The organism is Candidatus Pantoea communis, assembly GCF_011752685.1.
Taxonomy (GTDB): Bacteria; Pseudomonadota; Gammaproteobacteria; order Enterobacterales; family Enterobacteriaceae; genus Pantoea; species Pantoea communis.
Window position 1 is genome coordinate 70,092 of sequence record NZ_VWXC01000001.1, and the last position, 15,033, is coordinate 85,124.

Below are 15,033 nucleotides of genomic sequence, written 5' to 3' on the forward strand. Positions count from 1 at the left end.
GACCGTTTGTGCAGATGTTGAAGGGGCTTTTATGTTCAATGCGTTAGCGGTTTTCCCAGCGTAAAGTTTTGTGTGGGTTTGTGCGCTGGCTCACTGGGAAGATAGATACCTCCCAGCGCTATTAGAGCAATGAGTCAGTTTTTCGTTTTTTAGGTCGTTTGACGTCAGTGGTTAAAAATACATTGTTAGTCGCCACGCTGCGAGTCAGAGACTGGGCGATTGATTCCTTAAGCGCAGGGAAATCATCGAAAATCGGGTTGTTATTTATTTGGTCACTTATAATATCTGCGAATTGCTCAATGATATCAGCAGGCTTGATGATTTTAAGCTCACGCGCAAACTTCAGCAGATTATCTCGATTGGGGAATAGTTTGCTTTTATTTAATTTAAGCGCCAACTCTTTATCAGTAGTTGGATAAATGTCTGTATTGACCACGTCATAGAGTGGGGATAACTTGGGCGATCCATTATTTTCACTTGCATACAGTAATGAAAAATTCTTCAAATGCGCGTCACCGTTGCCTACCATGCAGCTAAAAAGAACATAGCGCCAATACAACTCAACCTGGGACTGATCGCGCGTAAATAAACTCACAATTTTCCCACCGGTTTCATAAGAACCACTGTATTTATGGTCTGATGTTTTCCCTGATAGCACACAGAAGTCCTCCATTGCCAGACGTCTATTATGCTGAATATCAAAGCGTTCCATAATAAAAAGTTCTTTATTATCTGAAAGCCAAAAATCGGCAACTGGCAAGCCACAAAGCTTCGCCATGGACATACAGATAAATTCATTTTCCGCTAATCGTGGGTACTCTTCATCACCCGTTTTCGCTATAAGATTTGGGTACAACACGGTGCCACGATTCTCAGTGCTGATCATTACCTTAGGCTGCACACCCGAAATGGAGGTTTGTAGCAGGTATTTATTCAGCAAATATTGAAAAGCGCTTTCTTTATGATCCCAGCGAAGCAAATCATCCAGTTTTTCCGGTGAAGGCCGCGGAAAATCGATCTCACTTTTATACGATAATGCGCCTATTCCAGTGTCCTGCTGTAATGCGAGGAAAAGCATATCACTCACGTTCCCCACATAACGGCGTAAACGTTCAGCGATGTGGTAGCGAACATAGCCTTCAGGTATGTTCATCTCAAAAATATTAAATAATCGACTACCGTTATAACTGATCCGATTTTCCGCCAACATGGTAAGCGATACGGGGCGTGCCATTTCAGAGAAATAACTGAAATTGTAACTCCCCCGTTCATGCAACAATCTTCCGCTGTACTCACCCCCGCTAAACACGTCAATGTAACGCAGTGGCTTTGCCAATTGGTTGAAATCAGTCATCGTTAAACAACTCCTCCAGTTCATCCAGTTGCGGTATGCCCGCAGACTGCACGGAAAGTTTTAGTTCGAGCGTATTGAGATACAACGTCAATACTTTGAGTGACCCAGAATAAAGGCCGTTCTCAATCTGCGAGATCACGGTGCGGTGAACACCCGAATGCAAGGCTGCTTTGGCTTGCGTCCACCTTTTCGCTTTACGTTTTTCCTGGCACTTTCTGCCGATATCTTGCATGCCTGGCAGCATACGCCTCCAAATGTTGTTATATAGCAACATATATGTAAAAAACACCTAATTGTTATTATATAGCAACATTTCAAGGTTGCGACAAACTCTTTAATAGGTTTCTACTACACTTGCCTGATTCAAATGAGTAAAGAGGTTTACATGACGCAATCCCCTGACAGCAATCAAGCCTGGCTATTGGCATCGCGCCCCGATGGCGAACCGATTAATGAGAATTTCCGGCTTGTTGAACAACCTATTCCCTCTATCAAAACGGGTGAAATGCTGCTTCGCACGGTTTACCTCTCACTGGATCCTTATATGCGCGGGCGCATGGATGACAGTAAATCCTATGCGCCTCCGGCACAACTCGATCAGCCAATGGTCGGCGGTACGGTTTCACAGGTGGTTGAATCGCAGCATCCCGATTTTAAAACCGGTGACTGGGTACTGGCAGGCAGCGGCTGGCAACGTTATGCCGTCTCGGATGGCACTGGCGTAGCGAAAATCGGCGATCTGCCCCACCCATCCTGGGCGCTGGGCATTCTGGGGATGCCCGGCTTCACCGCTTACATGGGCCTGATGGACATTGGCCAGCCAAAAGCGGGCGAAACCCTGGTGGTCGCCGCCGCGACGGGCCCGGTGGGAGCCACCGTCGGGCAACTGGGTAAGCTCAAAGGCTGTCATGTGGTTGGCGTTGCCGGTGGTGAAGAGAAATGCCGCTACGCGATTGAAAAACTCGGGTTCTCAGCCTGTCTCGATCACCATCGCGAGGATTTTGCTGAACAGTTGGCGAACGCCTGCCCGGACGGGATCGATATCTATTTCGAGAACGTTGGTGGCAAAGTGTTTGATGCCGTGTTCCCGCTGTTGAACACCGCCGCTCGCGTACCGGTTTGTGGACTGGTCTCAACCTATAACAGTGGCAAAACCCTACCCGCTGGCCCTGACCATACGCCACAAATCCTGAGTGGGATATTGAAGCGCCGAATCCGTATGCAGGGATTTATTATTTTCCAGGATTACGGTGATCGATATCCAGAATTCCTGCAGGCGATGATGCCGTTGGTTGAACAGCAGAAAATTCACTATCGTGAACACATGATCGATGGATTAGAAAATGCACCACAGGCGTTCTTCGATATGTTGAAGGGTAATAACTTTGGTAAAACCGTGGTCAAAGTGGCTGAAGAAGAGTGATAAGGGCCGGTTATTCTTAACATTAAATAACCGGCTAAATAACAGCGTTATCTCTGTTTGGCCTGCGGCAGCAAGAGTTCCGTCAAAATTTTATTACGCTGTTTTTTGGTCAGCCAAAACATGCGTGGAACCCACGCCGGACGCGGCTGCGCGGCATAGAAATGCTGCATTTCATCTAACCAGGTTGCGTTGTTCATTGTTCCCTCCTTTGTTAAAAAAAGTATGGAGGGAAAAAACCGGAACAAATAGTGAGAGGATTATAAAATTTGTTCCGGGTTTAAACAGTCATGGCAAATCCAGGGAAAATTTAACGCCCTTTCTTTTTACGACCAGGTTGAGCAAAGCGCTGACGTCCTGCCGGTTTGGCCGCAGCTTTCTCTGGAATCTTTGCACCGTTCGATGCGACTTTTTTCGCCGCTGCTGCGGGTTTCTTTTTCGCCTGGCTTTGCTGCGTTTTTTTGTCTTCGGATGAAGAATCCTCGATCAAGTTAAACAACTCAATCAATTCGTCATCAGTAAAATCACGCCATTCGCCCAGCGGGATGCCTTTCAGACTGACGTTCATGATGCGGGTACGTTCAAGCTTGGTGACTTCGAAGCCAAAATGCTTGGTCATTCGGCGAATCTGGCGGTTAAGACCCTGAACCAGGATGATACGAAACACAAAGGTCGACTCTTTCTTCACTTTGCATTTTTTGGTCACAGTACCCAGCATCGGCACACCCGCCGCCATCCCGGCAATAAACTCGTCGGTGATGGGCTTATCTACGGTCACCACGTACTCTTTCTCGTGGTTGTTACCGGCGCGCAGGATCTTATTGACCAGGTCACCGTGGTTGGTGAGGAAAATCAGACCCTGTGAGTCTTTATCCAGACGGCCGATCGGGAACACGCGTTTACTGTGGTTAACAAAATCACCGATGTTATCGCGTTCACCCTCTTCCATAGTGGTAATAATGCCCACCGGCTTGTTGAGCGCAATCAGCACTAAATCTTCTTCGTTACGCGGCTCGATCAGCTGCCCATTCACTTTCACTTCATCCCCGGCAAAGACCTGTGCGCCAACGGTCGCGCGCTTGCCGTTAATAAAAACGTTGCCTTGCTCTATGTAACGATCGGCATCACGTCGTGAGCAGATTCCGCTCTCGCTAATGTATTTGTTCAGGCGCGTGGATGAGTTGGGCAGCATGGTTCCTCCGAAAAAAAACGGACTATACAACAACCTTAGACGTTGTGTAAGACACGGTTAAACATCATTGTTCCAGCTTGTAACCTCATCACCGTTTGGTAACAGCACACTAACATTGTGGTTGTTCCTCAGGAATCGATCAGCGACAATCGCCATCCATCGCGTTTTCTTATGACAGAGTATGACCTTCATGACACACCTGCGTCGCGCCAGCTGGATAACATCGCTGCGGACTTTCCTTGCCCGTCTTTGGCCGCATCCGTTACCGGTCGCCAAAAAACAGAGAGTGATGGCCAGCATCGGTGCGGGCCTCGGCCTGATGATCACCAGCCTGACCAGCCATTGGCTGCTTGGTGAGGTCAACTTATGGTTTGTGGCACCGATGGGGGCGTCTGCAGTACTGCTTTTCGGCTTACCGAATAGCCCGTTGGCGCAACCCTGGTCGATTGTTGGCGGGAATCTGGTCGCAGGCGTGATAGGCGTGACAACCGCGATGTATGTGCCCTATCCCGCAGTCGCTTGCGGCATTGCGGCTTGTCTCGCCATTGCCGTGATGTTTCAACTGCGCTGCTTGCATCCTCCCAGCGGGGCGGTGGCGCTGACAGCGATTCTGGGCGGCAGTGGCGTTCAGCAATTGGGATATCAGTTTATTCTCTCTCCCGTGCTGCTAAATTCCGTGTGTCTTGCTGTACTGGCAATCATTTTTAATAATCTTGCGGGTCGCCGTTATCCGCATCCGCTGGCTGCAAACGAACCTAAAACGAATTCAGTGGCGCTTGAAGTGCCAATTACTCGCGATGATCTGCATCAGGCACTGGAGAACGGTCAGCTTCTCGACATTGACGAGGATGATTTGCAGCAGTTATTACAGCGCGCTGAAGAGATTGCCCGTCGTCGGCAACAGTTACCGCCACAGCCCCTGAAGCGCGCCAGTTAAATTGCAGGCGATATGAGCCCCGTCGGCTGACCGCATTAACACAAACCTCGGCTTATCTCCCCGCCGAAGCCGTGAATCCTTACACCATTATCATCCACTTCGACCACCGCAAAGGGTATTTCGCTTGGACCATCGAGCATGCCCTTCATGGTATAAAACCCTGTCTGAGCGATGTATGCAGCGTTGCCGCGGTGGTCATGTCCTGAGAAGCAAAAATGTATGTTGTAACTAGAAAGGAGTTCCACCAGCACACTGGCGTTCATCAGTATGTGCGTGGTGTGAGGCGCCAGCGGGTAATGACCAAACACCCCCACTTTTTCCCCCCGTTGCTGAGCTTCAATCAATTGCTGTTCAATCCAGTTCAGCTGCTGCTGACCGACGGCACCGTTCCATGGCTGAGCCTGCGGCTGTCGCTGCGCCTTTAATTCCGCCAGCAGGTTCTCCGCCTGGTAGTAGTCGTCACCATTCTGCGCGTTGCAGTACAAACTGACATCGTTACCGTCATAAACGATGAACCGCCACCCCGCTAAACGAAACGCGTAATAACTTTTAGGGAGTGCCGCACGATTATTCAGATGCTGAGCAAGGGTTTGCGCATCATGATTCCCCAACACTACCGCATGCGGATGCACCAACTGGTCATACAGCGGCAGAATGGCGGCATAGCTGGCCCAATCGCGGTCAACCAAATCCCCCAGCGTGACAACAAAATCCAGCGGTTGCTGATTCAGGGCTTCAATTGCCTGCGGTAACTTATCAAGTGCATGACGGTAGTAGAGGTTATTGGCGATATCAGCTTCGACATCGGCATACTGCGGATCAGCAATCACACCGAAACGCAGCACATTATCCATCATTGCAGGACGTAAATCAGGTAAAGCATATAGCTCGGCCACATCGCCGAGAAGTTCGCGCTGCAAGGATGTCAATGGATGCGGATGAGTCACGAAAAACACTCCTTAGCGAATACCAGCACGCATGAACGACTGAATAAACTGGCGCTGGAAAATCAGGAACAGCACCAGTAACGGCAAGGTGGTCATCAAGGTAGCGGCACCAATGAGCGCCCACTGTACGCCCTGCTCTGGCGCCGAGAACAATTGCAATCCGACGGTGAGCGGTCTTACGTTGACGGAATCGGTAATCACCAGCGGCCACAAGAAATCATTCCAGTGGAAACTGATCGAGACCAGGGCAAAAGCGATGTAGATCGGTTTCGCCAATGGAATGTAGATTTTGCGCAAGATATAAAACCGACTGGCTCCCTCCACAATCGCCGCCTCTTCCAGCACCAGCGGGATGCTTTTAAACGTCTGACGCAGCAGAAAAATGGCAAAAGCAGAGGCGAAATACGGCAATGCTATTCCCGTTAAGGTATCGCGCAGCCCAAACGCACCGATGGTTTTGTAATTGTTCAAAATCAAAACGTCTGGACTAATCATCAACTGCAGCAGGATCAGCGCGAAAATAACCCCTGAGAATTTCATTTTGAAGCGCACCAGCGCATAGGCCGCCATGGTCGCTAAAATCAACTGCACCAGCACAATCATCAGCACCAGCAAGGTGGTATTGAGGAAGTAGCGGGCAAAAGGCGCGGCATGCCAGGCCTTGATAAAGTTATCGAAGGTCAGCGGCGAAAAAAGCGAAAAACTGGCCTGATCCGATGCCGGATGGATCGCCACCCAAAGTGCCACCATAATCGGCAGCAGCCATAGCAGCGCCGCCAGCCAGATGGTGAGATTCAGACACCAGCCACCCAACGCGTTCGTCTTATTCATTGATAATGGGCTCGCTTGTCCAGCAACGTAAATTTAATCAGCGCAATCGCCGCGAGGATCACCAATAACACCACGGTCATGGCCGCAGCAGCAGGCATATCCCAGAAACTGAATGCGGTGCGATAGATATAGAACAGCAGCAGACTACTGCTGTTGTTGGGGCCCCCGTTGGTCATGGCAATCACCTGATCGACAATGCGGAAGGCGTTCATCGAAGCATTGATCAACACAAATAGCGTCGTTGGCATCAACAGCGGCCATTGCACGCGACGGAAAAAGTAACCGCGTGAAGCCCCTTCAATCGCTGCCGCTTCATTGAGGCGGGGATCGATCTGCTGCAAGGCAGCAAGATAGAAGATCATAAAGAAGCCCGCTTCACGCCAGACAGAAACCGCCATCAGACAATAAAGGGACGTGCCCGGCTCACCGAGCCAGTTCACGGCAGGCAGTGAGAACAGCGCCAGCAACTTATTCAACAGCCCCAGCTGCGGAGTGTAGAAAAACAGCCACAAATTAGCGATGGCAATCATGGGGAGCAATGATGGGATAAAAAACGCCGCGCGGACCAGCGAATTCGCTGCCAATCGTCGATTCACGGCCAGCGCCATCATCAAAGCCAGCGTGACGGCCAGCGGAATGGTGATCAGTGCATACAACAAGTTGTTCCAGAGCGACTGGATGAAGATATCGTCATCCAGCAAGGCCATGTAATTATCCAGCCCAACGAAGTGGGCCGGATGATTATTACGGGAAGCGCTGAACAGACTCTCCCAGATCGTCGCCACCGCGGGATAATGCGTAAACAGCAGCAAAAAACTCAGTGCTGGCAAAATCAGCAGGTAACCATAAAGCTGCGTCGACCAGAATGCGGGACGACGCTGCGCCGTACTGGCAATTATCGTGCTCATCGCGCTTCCATTACTGGTAGGACTTCAACAGGCGATCCGCTTGCTTCTGCGCACCTTCAAGTGCTTCTGCCGGGGTTTTTGCCTGGGTCACCGCCGCTTCGACAGCATGGTTCAACGCATCCTGAATCTGTACGCTGTTGTAGGTCGAGAGTTCTGGCTGCGCATACTTCAACTGCTCACGCGCGACCAGCGCCTGAGGGACCTCTTTCACGTAGTCTTTCATCACCGTGGTGTCCCATGCCGCTGGAGATGTCGCCACATAGCCGGTCGCGATACTCCAACGCGCAGCTTGCTCCGGTGAGGTCACCCAACGGATAAATTCCATCGCGGCTTTTTGCTGCTCGGGTGAGGCATTCTTAAAGACGTAAAGGTTACCGCCGCCGGTTGGGCTGCCACGCTGGGTTTTCTCTGGCAGCATCGCCACACCAAACGGGAATTTGGCGTTATCGCGCACGTTGGTCAGGTTACCGGTGGTGGTGACCATCATGGCGGTTTTACCGCTGATAAAGTCCTGTGGTGTGGTACCCCAGGCGATGGCGCCTTTCGGTGACACTTCTTCTTTTTGCCCGAGGTCGGTCAGCCATTGCAGTGTTTCAACGTTACCAGGGGTGTTGAAATGTACGGCCGTGCCTTTTCCGTTATCCAGACGACCGCCATTGGTGGCAGAGAGTCCCTGGAAGTTCCAGTAGCCGTTAGGCGTTGACGGAATCTCGATGCCCCATTGGCTCACGCCGTTAGCATCTTTGATGGTCAGTTTTTTACTGAATTCCACCACCTGCTGCCAGTTGGCCGGCGGTGTGTCGCCATTCAAGCCAGCTTTCTCGAAGGCCTGTTTATTCCAGTACATCACCACGGTTGAACGCTGGAATGGCACGCCCCACACTTTGCCATCAATGTGACGCAGGAACGCTGGATAGAATCCATCGATCCATTTTTTACCTTCATCACCGGTCGCCAGATCGCTGGCGGCGACAATCGCGCCCGCATCAATCAGGGAATAAGCCTCAATGTCACCAATGACCGCCAGCTGCGGAGCATTGCCACCCCGAAACGCGGTCAGCGCTTTGGTGACGGTTGTCGCATAGTCACCGGTGTAAACCGGCTGAATGCTCACTTCCGGATGCACTTTTTCGAAATCAGCCACCAGCGCGTCAACGGTGTGACTGACTTTGCCACCGACCGCGATCGGATAGTACATCTGCAATTTAACCGGATCGGCGGCAAAAGCGGAAACCGTAGTACAGAGCAGTAAAGCAGAGGCCAGGCGTGAGTAACGAATCGCAGACATGATTATCCCTTGGGCGAAAAACAACGGTTAAACAGCGTATTTTTTCTGTGAAACAAACATCTGTTGCTCGGCAGACACACAGCGCTTGCCGGTCGTGGTGGAAAACAGATATTGACGGGTTGCTGACCACTGCAAGCCGACCTGGCTGTCCTCGACAAAATGCTGCATGCCGGGCACTTTCACGGTGATGGCATCGGACAGACCCGCGAGTTGGCACACCAGCAAGGTATCAGCACCCATGTATTCGTAGCTGATCACTCTGGCCTTTAAGGCAGCGTGTTCAGGTGAGATCAGCTGAATATCTTCCGCTCGTAAACCGAGACTCAATGCCACCTCATCGCAATGCTCAACCACCGGCGCCGGTAAGTGGCTCAGGTAATGATGGTTTTCTTTGTTGTGCAACGGCAGGATATTCATGGGTGGCGCGCCGATAAACTGCGCGGCAAAAACCGTGGCGGGGTTGTTATAGAGATCGTTCGGTGTGTCTTGCTGCTCGATATGGCCGTCATTCAGCAGAATAATACTGTCCGCCATGCTCATCGCTTCGGTCTGGTCGTGCGTGACATACAGCATGGTGAGCCCCAGCTTCTTCTGTAAGGCACGAATCTCACGGCGCATGCTTTGGCGCAGCTTGGCATCAAGGTTGGACAGAGGTTCATCCATCAAACACAGGTTGTTATTCGCGATAACCGCCCTTCCCAGCGCGACACGTTGCTGTTGCCCCCCAGACAGTTGCGACGGCAGGCGATCAAGCAACTTATCCAGTTCCATCAGCTTGCTGACGTCATCCAGTCGGGCCGTAAAAGTCTGCTTATCTTCACCGCGTGCTTTTAAGCCAAACAGCAGATTCTCGCGGACATTCAGATGTGGAAAAAGCGCATAGGATTGAAAAACCATCGAGAGTTTGCGCTGCGATGGGGGCAAATGAGTGATATCAGCGTGTTTAAAGTGGATTTCACCGCGGTCGGCAGTTTCCAGCCCAGCAATGGTGCGCAGCAGAGTGGATTTCCCACAACCGGAGGGCCCAAGCAGCGCAACAAAGCTCCCTTCTGCGGCATCAAAGGTAATGTCATTGAGGGCAATTTTTTCCCCCCAGGCTTTAGTGATGTGATGTAGCGAAAGGTGGCTCATGCATCCGCAGTCCTGAAAACAGAATGGCGGTAAGCTAGCTCAGGGAAATGAAGGATTTATGTTGCTGGAGTGACGGTTGGGTGACTGGAATAAATCTCAGATAACAAGACGATAAAATTGGCATTATTCTGTGGTAGTCTCAGATAAATGCCCTAATGAGTGAGGATATAGGACTTATGGCCATCAATGAACAGACATTACTGAATTCCGGATTTACTCAGAAAGACGTTCTAAAACTCAATAGATACCAAAGAAATAACCAATTAACGCTTGATAGCGTCATTAGCGACTTGTCTAAACGCTTCCAGTCAGCATTATTATTGACGTCTGGTCTGGTGCTGGTTTATATCATTACGCTGTTCATCGCCTCACGAGAAAACATCATTTCCATGGGCATTGCCCTGATCGTCGCTCTGGCCATCACCTGGTTTTTTCAACCACCGATTTTGGCCTGGAAATCATGGCAATTTCATAAAAAACAACGTTAATGCTGTGGTTCTTGTTCGCCAATAAGATCCACGATGATCTTCGCTTTTAACCCATACCCCACCATTTTCATCGTGATCTTAGGCATACTCATGCTACTGACCTTGCGGTAATAGTCACTCGGCAGGTAGTGGAAAAGTCGCCATGCACCCGGTTTTCTCAGCAAACCGAATACACTGTAAACACTGGCAGCAAGGCTCACTGTGTTATAGAAGGCAAGTCCGCTTTCGGCTTTAAATCCCATAAATTCTGCCGCATGCATCGCGCCATCAGCAACAGCCCCTTGTGACTCAGGCTTATTCAAAAATTGATGGTTTACCTCACGAGAAATCCCATTCACACCGTCCATGACGAGAGTTGCACCAACCAACATACCAATGGGCGTCATGGTGCCAGCTAACGCGACACCACCTGCAATCGCAAAACCTGATAGCACCACCTTCACCGCACTGATGACATAGCCAACAATACGATCGTTCTGTTTGACCCACTCAACCTGGGCGTATAGCTGCGCGGCCCTGGTCTTCAGCATCGTTGATTGCTGAATTAAACTGTCACGCTCAGCACGCAAGTTTTTAATACAGAGCATACATTCTTCATCAGTCTTGGCCTTACGGGCCAGAGTAAACTGCTGATCAATATAGCCCTTAATCTCTTGCATAAATTTGATCCGGGATAGACCATCACGTAAATGCTGTGAACCTACGCGATTCGCGGCCTGAATAAGATTGCGTGCTTCGAGATTGACCATAGTATCGCTCCATGCACGGTTTCGTTGTCCGGCCAATAATGCGGCATCCATCAGTCTCACTCCTTTTAATATGCCCTGATTTTCTTTTACCTGAGCTTGAATACATTAAAGTGACATGTGAATAAGAATTATGGAGATAATGATGATTATTTCGTGACGTTTTTCAATTTCAGGCGTGTTAACTGCGAGTGGGGTTGTACCAGGCGGAGTGACAAAATTGGATGGCGGTAAAAGAGCGACACCGCATAGTGCCGCCATAAAATAATACCCTACTGCGACATACTCAAAATCGTCCGAATATTTTGCGCCGTGGTCGCCACAATGTCGATCGCCCCTGTACGCAGTGCGCCGAGCAGTGCCATCGCTTTGGTATTCTCGGAGGCAATGGCAATCACGCAGGGAATTTTACGTAATTCCTCGATGCTAAGACCAATCACCCGGTCATTCATCACCGTATCCACATGCTGTCCCTGGGCATTGAAGAAGTCATAACCCGCAACATCCCCGGTGACGCCCTGATTCACATGCGCATCGATGATCTCATGCGGCGTAAACCAGCCGAGTTTCACCATATAGCTGTTTTCATTCATATCACCGATGCCCACCAGCGCCACATCGGCCTTACGTGCGCGATCGAGCGTCTCTTTGATGGTGCCGTTCTGCATAAAGGCATCGCGCAGCGCACGGTTCTCGACATAGGCAGGTGCGTACAGGGTTTCACTGATACCGCCAAATTTCTTGGCGAGTCGACGGCTGATATGATCGGCGTTAATCGCATCACCGGGACGATGAGTCCCACCAATGCCGCTGATAAACAGGCAGTTACGTGTCGGCACCTGGCCGGGGTAATCGGCGACAGCGGCGACGTTGCGCCCTTGCCCGACAGCGACAATCGCATTGTCTTTTAATGATTGTGCCAGATGGGCTGAGACTAACGCCGCTACCTGACGACGCTGTTCTTCATCGTCCGGCGAATCCAGTGCAATGAGCGCACGTTGTAGTTGGGGGAAACGGCTTTGCAGCTGCTGTTCAAGGCGCGTACTGAACACCGGATGGTAGCGCACATTAATTTCGACGATGCCCTCTTCACGCGCACGTTTGAGCAGTCGGCCAACTTTAATGCGGGATATCCCAAACTTACGCGCAATCTCCTCCTGGGTGATTTCGTCCTGATAATAGGCCACCGCAATTTCTGTCAGCAGCTCGGAGTCCTGAGAAAGCGTGTTTTTTTCCATCCGTTACCTGTCTTGTATCGTGACACCTGATTTAAGGAGGGAGTTATATCATTGATACGACTCGCTTCGCCAGACAGCAGCGAGGCGAGTCGCAGGTTGCATCACGCTTAACGCTTAATGGCGTCGATTTTCAGCATGCGGGCAATCACGATATCCAACTCTTTCTGATCGAAGATCTGTTTCCAGTCTGGCTTCACAATCTTCTCGCGACCGTATTCCATGGCAATCATACAGGCATCAGAGAACGGGTTGGTGGCGCGGAAGGCCACGGCCAGTGCGATCTGAATATGGCCATACAGCATCGCTTTGGCTGCTTCTTCCGGCACGCCGCTGTGCTTGACGGTCTCATCCAGTGCTTCTTTCATAAAAGCACCCACCATGCAGGCCACGGTTTCCACCAGCGTTGGCTCCAGATAGGCCAGCTGCGTCACCGTGACCCAATGCACTTCCTCTACCGGACCGTACATCACGCTGATGACTTTGCTCAGTTCGGCTTTCTGCGCATCTGAGCCGGTTTCATACGAAGCCGCCACATGCTGTATCGCCGCGATGCCACCAAAGGCATCCGCGTGCTCTTCTTTGGTGTAGCGCTCCAGGAACACGGATGGATGGCAAGGATGCGCCACCGCATATTCGATGCCGTCACGATGGGCAATCAGGTTTGCGTAAGCCGCAGCCGGGTCCAGCGTCAGCAGAATCGCACCGGCCTTCATCTGTGGCACCACGCCCTCAGACACTTTGCCCAGAACGATATCCGGTACCGCCAGAATTACCACGTCACTGACCGGCACAACGGAAGCGGCATCAGACAACTCACGGCCTTGCGCCGTGACTTGTTCCTGCGCTTTCGGTGAGTTCTCAACGTAAAACACCTGGTAATCGCTTTTCTGGAAGTTGGCAGAAATGCGCATACCCATTTTGCCGCCTGCGCCAATTACGGTGATGGTTTTCAATGCATTGCTCATTGGTATAACTCCTGATCTTGTTTACTACGTAAGAATTCAACGGTGCGGCGCGTCCATTCGGCTTCGCGCTCGCAGGTCAGCACGGCATCGTCCTGCCACGGCAACCAGTGTTCAACGATTTGATTAATCTCTCTTTCTGCCGGACGCACGCTGGCGATCATCCGGTCATAGTCCAGCAGGCCTTCGCCCATCAGGCAGCCAGCATAGGTAAAGCCGACCCAGCCATCACGACGCGTAAAGGCAAAATCTTTGATGTGCAGGTTGCCGACGCGCGCCGCCGTATTGGCGATCACCTGTTCAGGCAATTCCAGTCCTGCTACGCAGTTAGCGGGATCGAGACACACGCACAACCACGGCGACAGAAACTTGTTAATGACCGACATCATCGCGCCGCTGTTGACCTGCTCATACGTCTCCAGGCACAGACGCACCTGCTGACGGGCGAAATCAGGCAGCACAGCAGCAATCAACTCTGCGGCTTCATCCAGTGACGGACGGTGATCGGCGGTGTAGAACATGGAACGCACCACATGGGCATCGAGAATATTCGCCATATGCAGGTAACGGCGCAGATGCGCAGTGCCTAAGCCACGTGTGCCTAACTCCAGCGTGATGCCCAGCTTGTCGGCCAATTGGCGAAGGTCCTGCAACTGCTCATCTGACCAACTTTCAATCGCCGGATAATCACAAATCTGGAATACCGAGACATCCATCTCGGCGGTCTGCTGCAACATCTGCTCCAGCGATAGCGGGTTGGGCACTTTGCTGGACATGCGCCAGAAAAAGGCATAAGTACTGAGTCCGATACGGCTCATTAACGGATCTCCTTCGCCAGCACGCTGGCCTCTTCAATGATTTGCGCCAGTGCATTCGGGTCGTGGGCAAAACGGCCCAGGAACAGACCATGAACGTCAGTCCCCAGACGCTGAATCAGCCCCGGCCCGGCGCTGCCGCCATAAATGATTTTTAAGGTGATACCCTCCGGCGTTTTCAACTGTTGCAGGCCCGAACACACTGCGCGGATATAGCTATCCGGTGCAGGTTGTGGTGCACCAATCGCCCACTGCGGCTCATAGGCAAAGAACACTTCGCCGCGTAAACCTTGTTGCACTGCATCAGCCAATGCTTCCGCCAGTTGCTGTTCGCAGAGTGCGATAGCCTGATCCGGCCCGGCCTGTTGTTCTTCGCCGATACACAGCACCGGTGTTAATCCGTGTCGCAGCGACATAGCCACTTTGGCAGCAATCTGCGCTTTATCTTCATGAAAGTGGCGACGACGTTCAGCGTGACCGATTTCGGCCAGTGAGCAACCGAGCTCCTGCAACATGCTGGCGCTGACCTCACCGGTCCAGGCGCCGTTCTCAGCCTGGCAAACATCCTGGCCGCCATAGCGCACCGGTGTTTTTGCGAAAATGTCAGCCACAGCGGGAATAGCCGGATAAGCGGGCAGTACAAACAACCCGACATCACCGTTTTTCACCGCCGGCAACTGAGCCAATCCGGCGACTTTGCGGCACCAGTCCAGTGTCTGCTGGTAACCGAAATACATTTTCAGGCTGACGCCGAGCCAGATTTTGGGCTGAGACAT

The 15,033-nt window shown here is 51.4% G+C and carries 17 protein-coding genes; 3 read left to right on the forward strand and 14 right to left on the reverse strand.

Annotated features, from left to right (window positions below; genetic code table 11):
* Positions 1-121: 121 nt before the first annotated feature.
* Together F3J37_RS00305 and F3J37_RS00310 are read right to left on the reverse strand one after the other, a co-directional pair.
* Entirely contained in the window at positions 122-1,354 is a 1,233-nt protein-coding gene (locus F3J37_RS00305) for a type II toxin-antitoxin system HipA family toxin (protein ID WP_166931094.1), read from the reverse strand.
* Positions 1,347-1,586 (reverse strand): helix-turn-helix domain-containing protein, encoded by a 240-nt coding sequence (locus F3J37_RS00310; RefSeq protein WP_234473204.1) that lies wholly within the window; start codon positions 1,584-1,586, stop codon positions 1,347-1,349. Before F3J37_RS00310 ends, F3J37_RS00305 begins: the two co-directional genes overlap by 8 nt.
* A gap of 153 nt (positions 1,587-1,739) precedes the next feature.
* On the opposite strand from F3J37_RS00310, the gene curA reads away from it, so the two are divergent.
* Positions 1,740-2,777, forward strand: a complete 1,038-nt coding sequence (curA, locus tag F3J37_RS00315; protein WP_166931097.1) for an NADPH-dependent curcumin/dihydrocurcumin reductase — start codon at positions 1,740-1,742, stop codon at positions 2,775-2,777.
* 47 nt (positions 2,778-2,824) lie between these two features.
* On the opposite strand, the gene F3J37_RS00320 is transcribed toward curA, so the two are convergent.
* On the reverse strand, positions 2,825-2,974 hold the full coding sequence (locus F3J37_RS00320; protein ID WP_160832916.1) for a hypothetical protein: 150 nt from the start codon (positions 2,972-2,974) through the stop codon (positions 2,825-2,827).
* 110 nt (positions 2,975-3,084) lie between these two features.
* Positions 3,085-3,966, reverse strand: a complete 882-nt coding sequence (gene rluF / locus F3J37_RS00325) for a 23S rRNA pseudouridine(2604) synthase RluF (protein WP_034823556.1) — start codon at positions 3,964-3,966, stop codon at positions 3,085-3,087.
* A 190-nt stretch (positions 3,967-4,156) separates the two neighbouring features.
* On the opposite strand from rluF, the gene F3J37_RS00330 reads away from it, so the two are divergent.
* Positions 4,157-4,903 (forward strand): HPP family protein, encoded by a 747-nt coding sequence (locus F3J37_RS00330; protein WP_160867311.1) that lies wholly within the window; start codon positions 4,157-4,159, stop codon positions 4,901-4,903.
* A 35-nt stretch (positions 4,904-4,938) separates the two neighbouring features.
* Here F3J37_RS00330 and F3J37_RS00335 read toward each other — a convergent pair whose 3' ends face one another.
* The 5 genes from F3J37_RS00335 to F3J37_RS00355 are packed head-to-tail and all read right to left on the reverse strand — an operon-like array spanning position 4,939 to position 10,008.
* Positions 4,939-5,850 carry a metallophosphoesterase gene (locus F3J37_RS00335; protein WP_369410636.1) on the reverse strand — a complete coding sequence of 304 codons (912 nt, stop codon included), beginning with the start codon at positions 5,848-5,850 and terminating at the stop codon, positions 4,939-4,941.
* A 12-nt stretch (positions 5,851-5,862) separates the two neighbouring features.
* Positions 5,863-6,681 carry a carbohydrate ABC transporter permease gene (locus F3J37_RS00340; protein ID WP_166931100.1) on the reverse strand — a complete coding sequence of 273 codons (819 nt, stop codon included), beginning with the start codon at positions 6,679-6,681 and terminating at the stop codon, positions 5,863-5,865.
* Positions 6,678-7,589: a carbohydrate ABC transporter permease gene (locus F3J37_RS00345; RefSeq protein WP_034823561.1), complete on the reverse strand. Its 912-nt coding sequence runs from the start codon at positions 7,587-7,589 to the stop codon at positions 6,678-6,680. Before F3J37_RS00345 ends, F3J37_RS00340 begins: the two co-directional genes overlap by 4 nt.
* A 10-nt stretch (positions 7,590-7,599) precedes the next feature.
* A complete protein-coding gene (locus F3J37_RS00350) occupies positions 7,600-8,877 on the reverse strand; it encodes an ABC transporter substrate-binding protein (RefSeq protein WP_034823562.1) in 1,278 nt (425 codons plus the stop codon).
* 27 nt (positions 8,878-8,904) lie between these two features.
* On the reverse strand, positions 8,905-10,008 hold the full coding sequence (locus tag F3J37_RS00355) for an ABC transporter ATP-binding protein (RefSeq protein WP_166931103.1): 1,104 nt from the start codon (positions 10,006-10,008) through the stop codon (positions 8,905-8,907).
* A gap of 176 nt (positions 10,009-10,184) precedes the next feature.
* Between F3J37_RS00355 and F3J37_RS00360 the strand changes: the two genes are divergently transcribed.
* Positions 10,185-10,496, forward strand: coding sequence for a hypothetical protein (locus tag F3J37_RS00360; RefSeq protein WP_166931106.1), 312 nt, complete (start codon positions 10,185-10,187; stop codon positions 10,494-10,496).
* Here F3J37_RS00360 and F3J37_RS00365 read toward each other — a convergent pair.
* From F3J37_RS00365 to F3J37_RS00385, 5 genes are all read right to left on the reverse strand, one after another.
* A complete protein-coding gene (locus tag F3J37_RS00365; RefSeq protein WP_166931109.1) occupies positions 10,493-11,296 on the reverse strand; it encodes a DUF4225 domain-containing protein in 804 nt (267 codons plus the stop codon). The two genes, F3J37_RS00360 and F3J37_RS00365, sit on opposite strands and share 4 nt — an antisense overlap.
* Positions 11,297-11,514: 218 nt before the next feature.
* Positions 11,515-12,480, reverse strand: coding sequence for a sugar-binding transcriptional regulator (locus tag F3J37_RS00370; RefSeq protein ID WP_160867306.1), 966 nt, complete (start codon positions 12,478-12,480; stop codon positions 11,515-11,517).
* A 107-nt stretch (positions 12,481-12,587) separates the two neighbouring features.
* Positions 12,588-13,445, reverse strand: coding sequence for a phosphogluconate dehydrogenase C-terminal domain-containing protein (locus tag F3J37_RS00375; RefSeq protein WP_166931112.1), 858 nt, complete (start codon positions 13,443-13,445; stop codon positions 12,588-12,590).
* Positions 13,442-14,260 (reverse strand): sugar phosphate isomerase/epimerase family protein, encoded by an 819-nt coding sequence (locus tag F3J37_RS00380; protein ID WP_166931115.1) that lies wholly within the window; start codon positions 14,258-14,260, stop codon positions 13,442-13,444. The genes F3J37_RS00375 and F3J37_RS00380 overlap by 4 nt, the downstream gene beginning before the upstream one ends.
* Entirely contained in the window at positions 14,260-15,033 is a 774-nt protein-coding gene (locus F3J37_RS00385; protein WP_166931118.1) for a triose-phosphate isomerase family protein, read from the reverse strand. The genes F3J37_RS00380 and F3J37_RS00385 overlap by 1 nt, the downstream gene beginning before the upstream one ends.

Excerpts from the sequence above, each read along its gene's own strand:
- F3J37_RS00305 (WP_166931094.1), bottom strand. The coding sequence starts at position 1,354 with ATGACTGATTTCAACCAATTGGCAAAGCCACTGCGTTACATTGACGTG.
- F3J37_RS00310 (WP_234473204.1), bottom strand. The coding sequence starts at position 1,586 with ATGCAAGATATCGGCAGAAAGTGCCAGGAAAAACGTAAAGCGAAAAGG.
- curA (WP_166931097.1), top strand. The coding sequence starts at position 1,740 with ATGACGCAATCCCCTGACAGCAATCAAGCCTGGCTATTGGCATCGCGC.
- F3J37_RS00320 (WP_160832916.1), bottom strand. The coding sequence starts at position 2,974 with ATGAACAACGCAACCTGGTTAGATGAAATGCAGCATTTCTATGCCGCG.
- rluF (WP_034823556.1), bottom strand. The coding sequence starts at position 3,966 with ATGCTGCCCAACTCATCCACGCGCCTGAACAAATACATTAGCGAGAGC.
- F3J37_RS00330 (WP_160867311.1), top strand. The coding sequence starts at position 4,157 with ATGACACACCTGCGTCGCGCCAGCTGGATAACATCGCTGCGGACTTTC.
- F3J37_RS00340 (WP_166931100.1), bottom strand. The coding sequence starts at position 6,681 with ATGAATAAGACGAACGCGTTGGGTGGCTGGTGTCTGAATCTCACCATC.
- F3J37_RS00345 (WP_034823561.1), bottom strand. The coding sequence starts at position 7,589 with ATGAGCACGATAATTGCCAGTACGGCGCAGCGTCGTCCCGCATTCTGG.
- F3J37_RS00350 (WP_034823562.1), bottom strand. The coding sequence starts at position 8,877 with ATGTCTGCGATTCGTTACTCACGCCTGGCCTCTGCTTTACTGCTCTGT.
- F3J37_RS00355 (WP_166931103.1), bottom strand. The coding sequence starts at position 10,008 with ATGAGCCACCTTTCGCTACATCACATCACTAAAGCCTGGGGGGAAAAA.
- F3J37_RS00360 (WP_166931106.1), top strand. The coding sequence starts at position 10,185 with ATGGCCATCAATGAACAGACATTACTGAATTCCGGATTTACTCAGAAA.
- F3J37_RS00365 (WP_166931109.1), bottom strand. The coding sequence starts at position 11,296 with ATGGATGCCGCATTATTGGCCGGACAACGAAACCGTGCATGGAGCGAT.
- F3J37_RS00370 (WP_160867306.1), bottom strand. The coding sequence starts at position 12,480 with ATGGAAAAAAACACGCTTTCTCAGGACTCCGAGCTGCTGACAGAAATT.
- F3J37_RS00375 (WP_166931112.1), bottom strand. The coding sequence starts at position 13,445 with ATGAGCAATGCATTGAAAACCATCACCGTAATTGGCGCAGGCGGCAAA.
- F3J37_RS00380 (WP_166931115.1), bottom strand. The coding sequence starts at position 14,260 with ATGAGCCGTATCGGACTCAGTACTTATGCCTTTTTCTGGCGCATGTCC.
- F3J37_RS00385 (WP_166931118.1), bottom strand. The coding sequence starts at position 15,033 with ATGTCTCAGCCCAAAATCTGGCTCGGCGTCAGCCTGAAAATGTATTTC.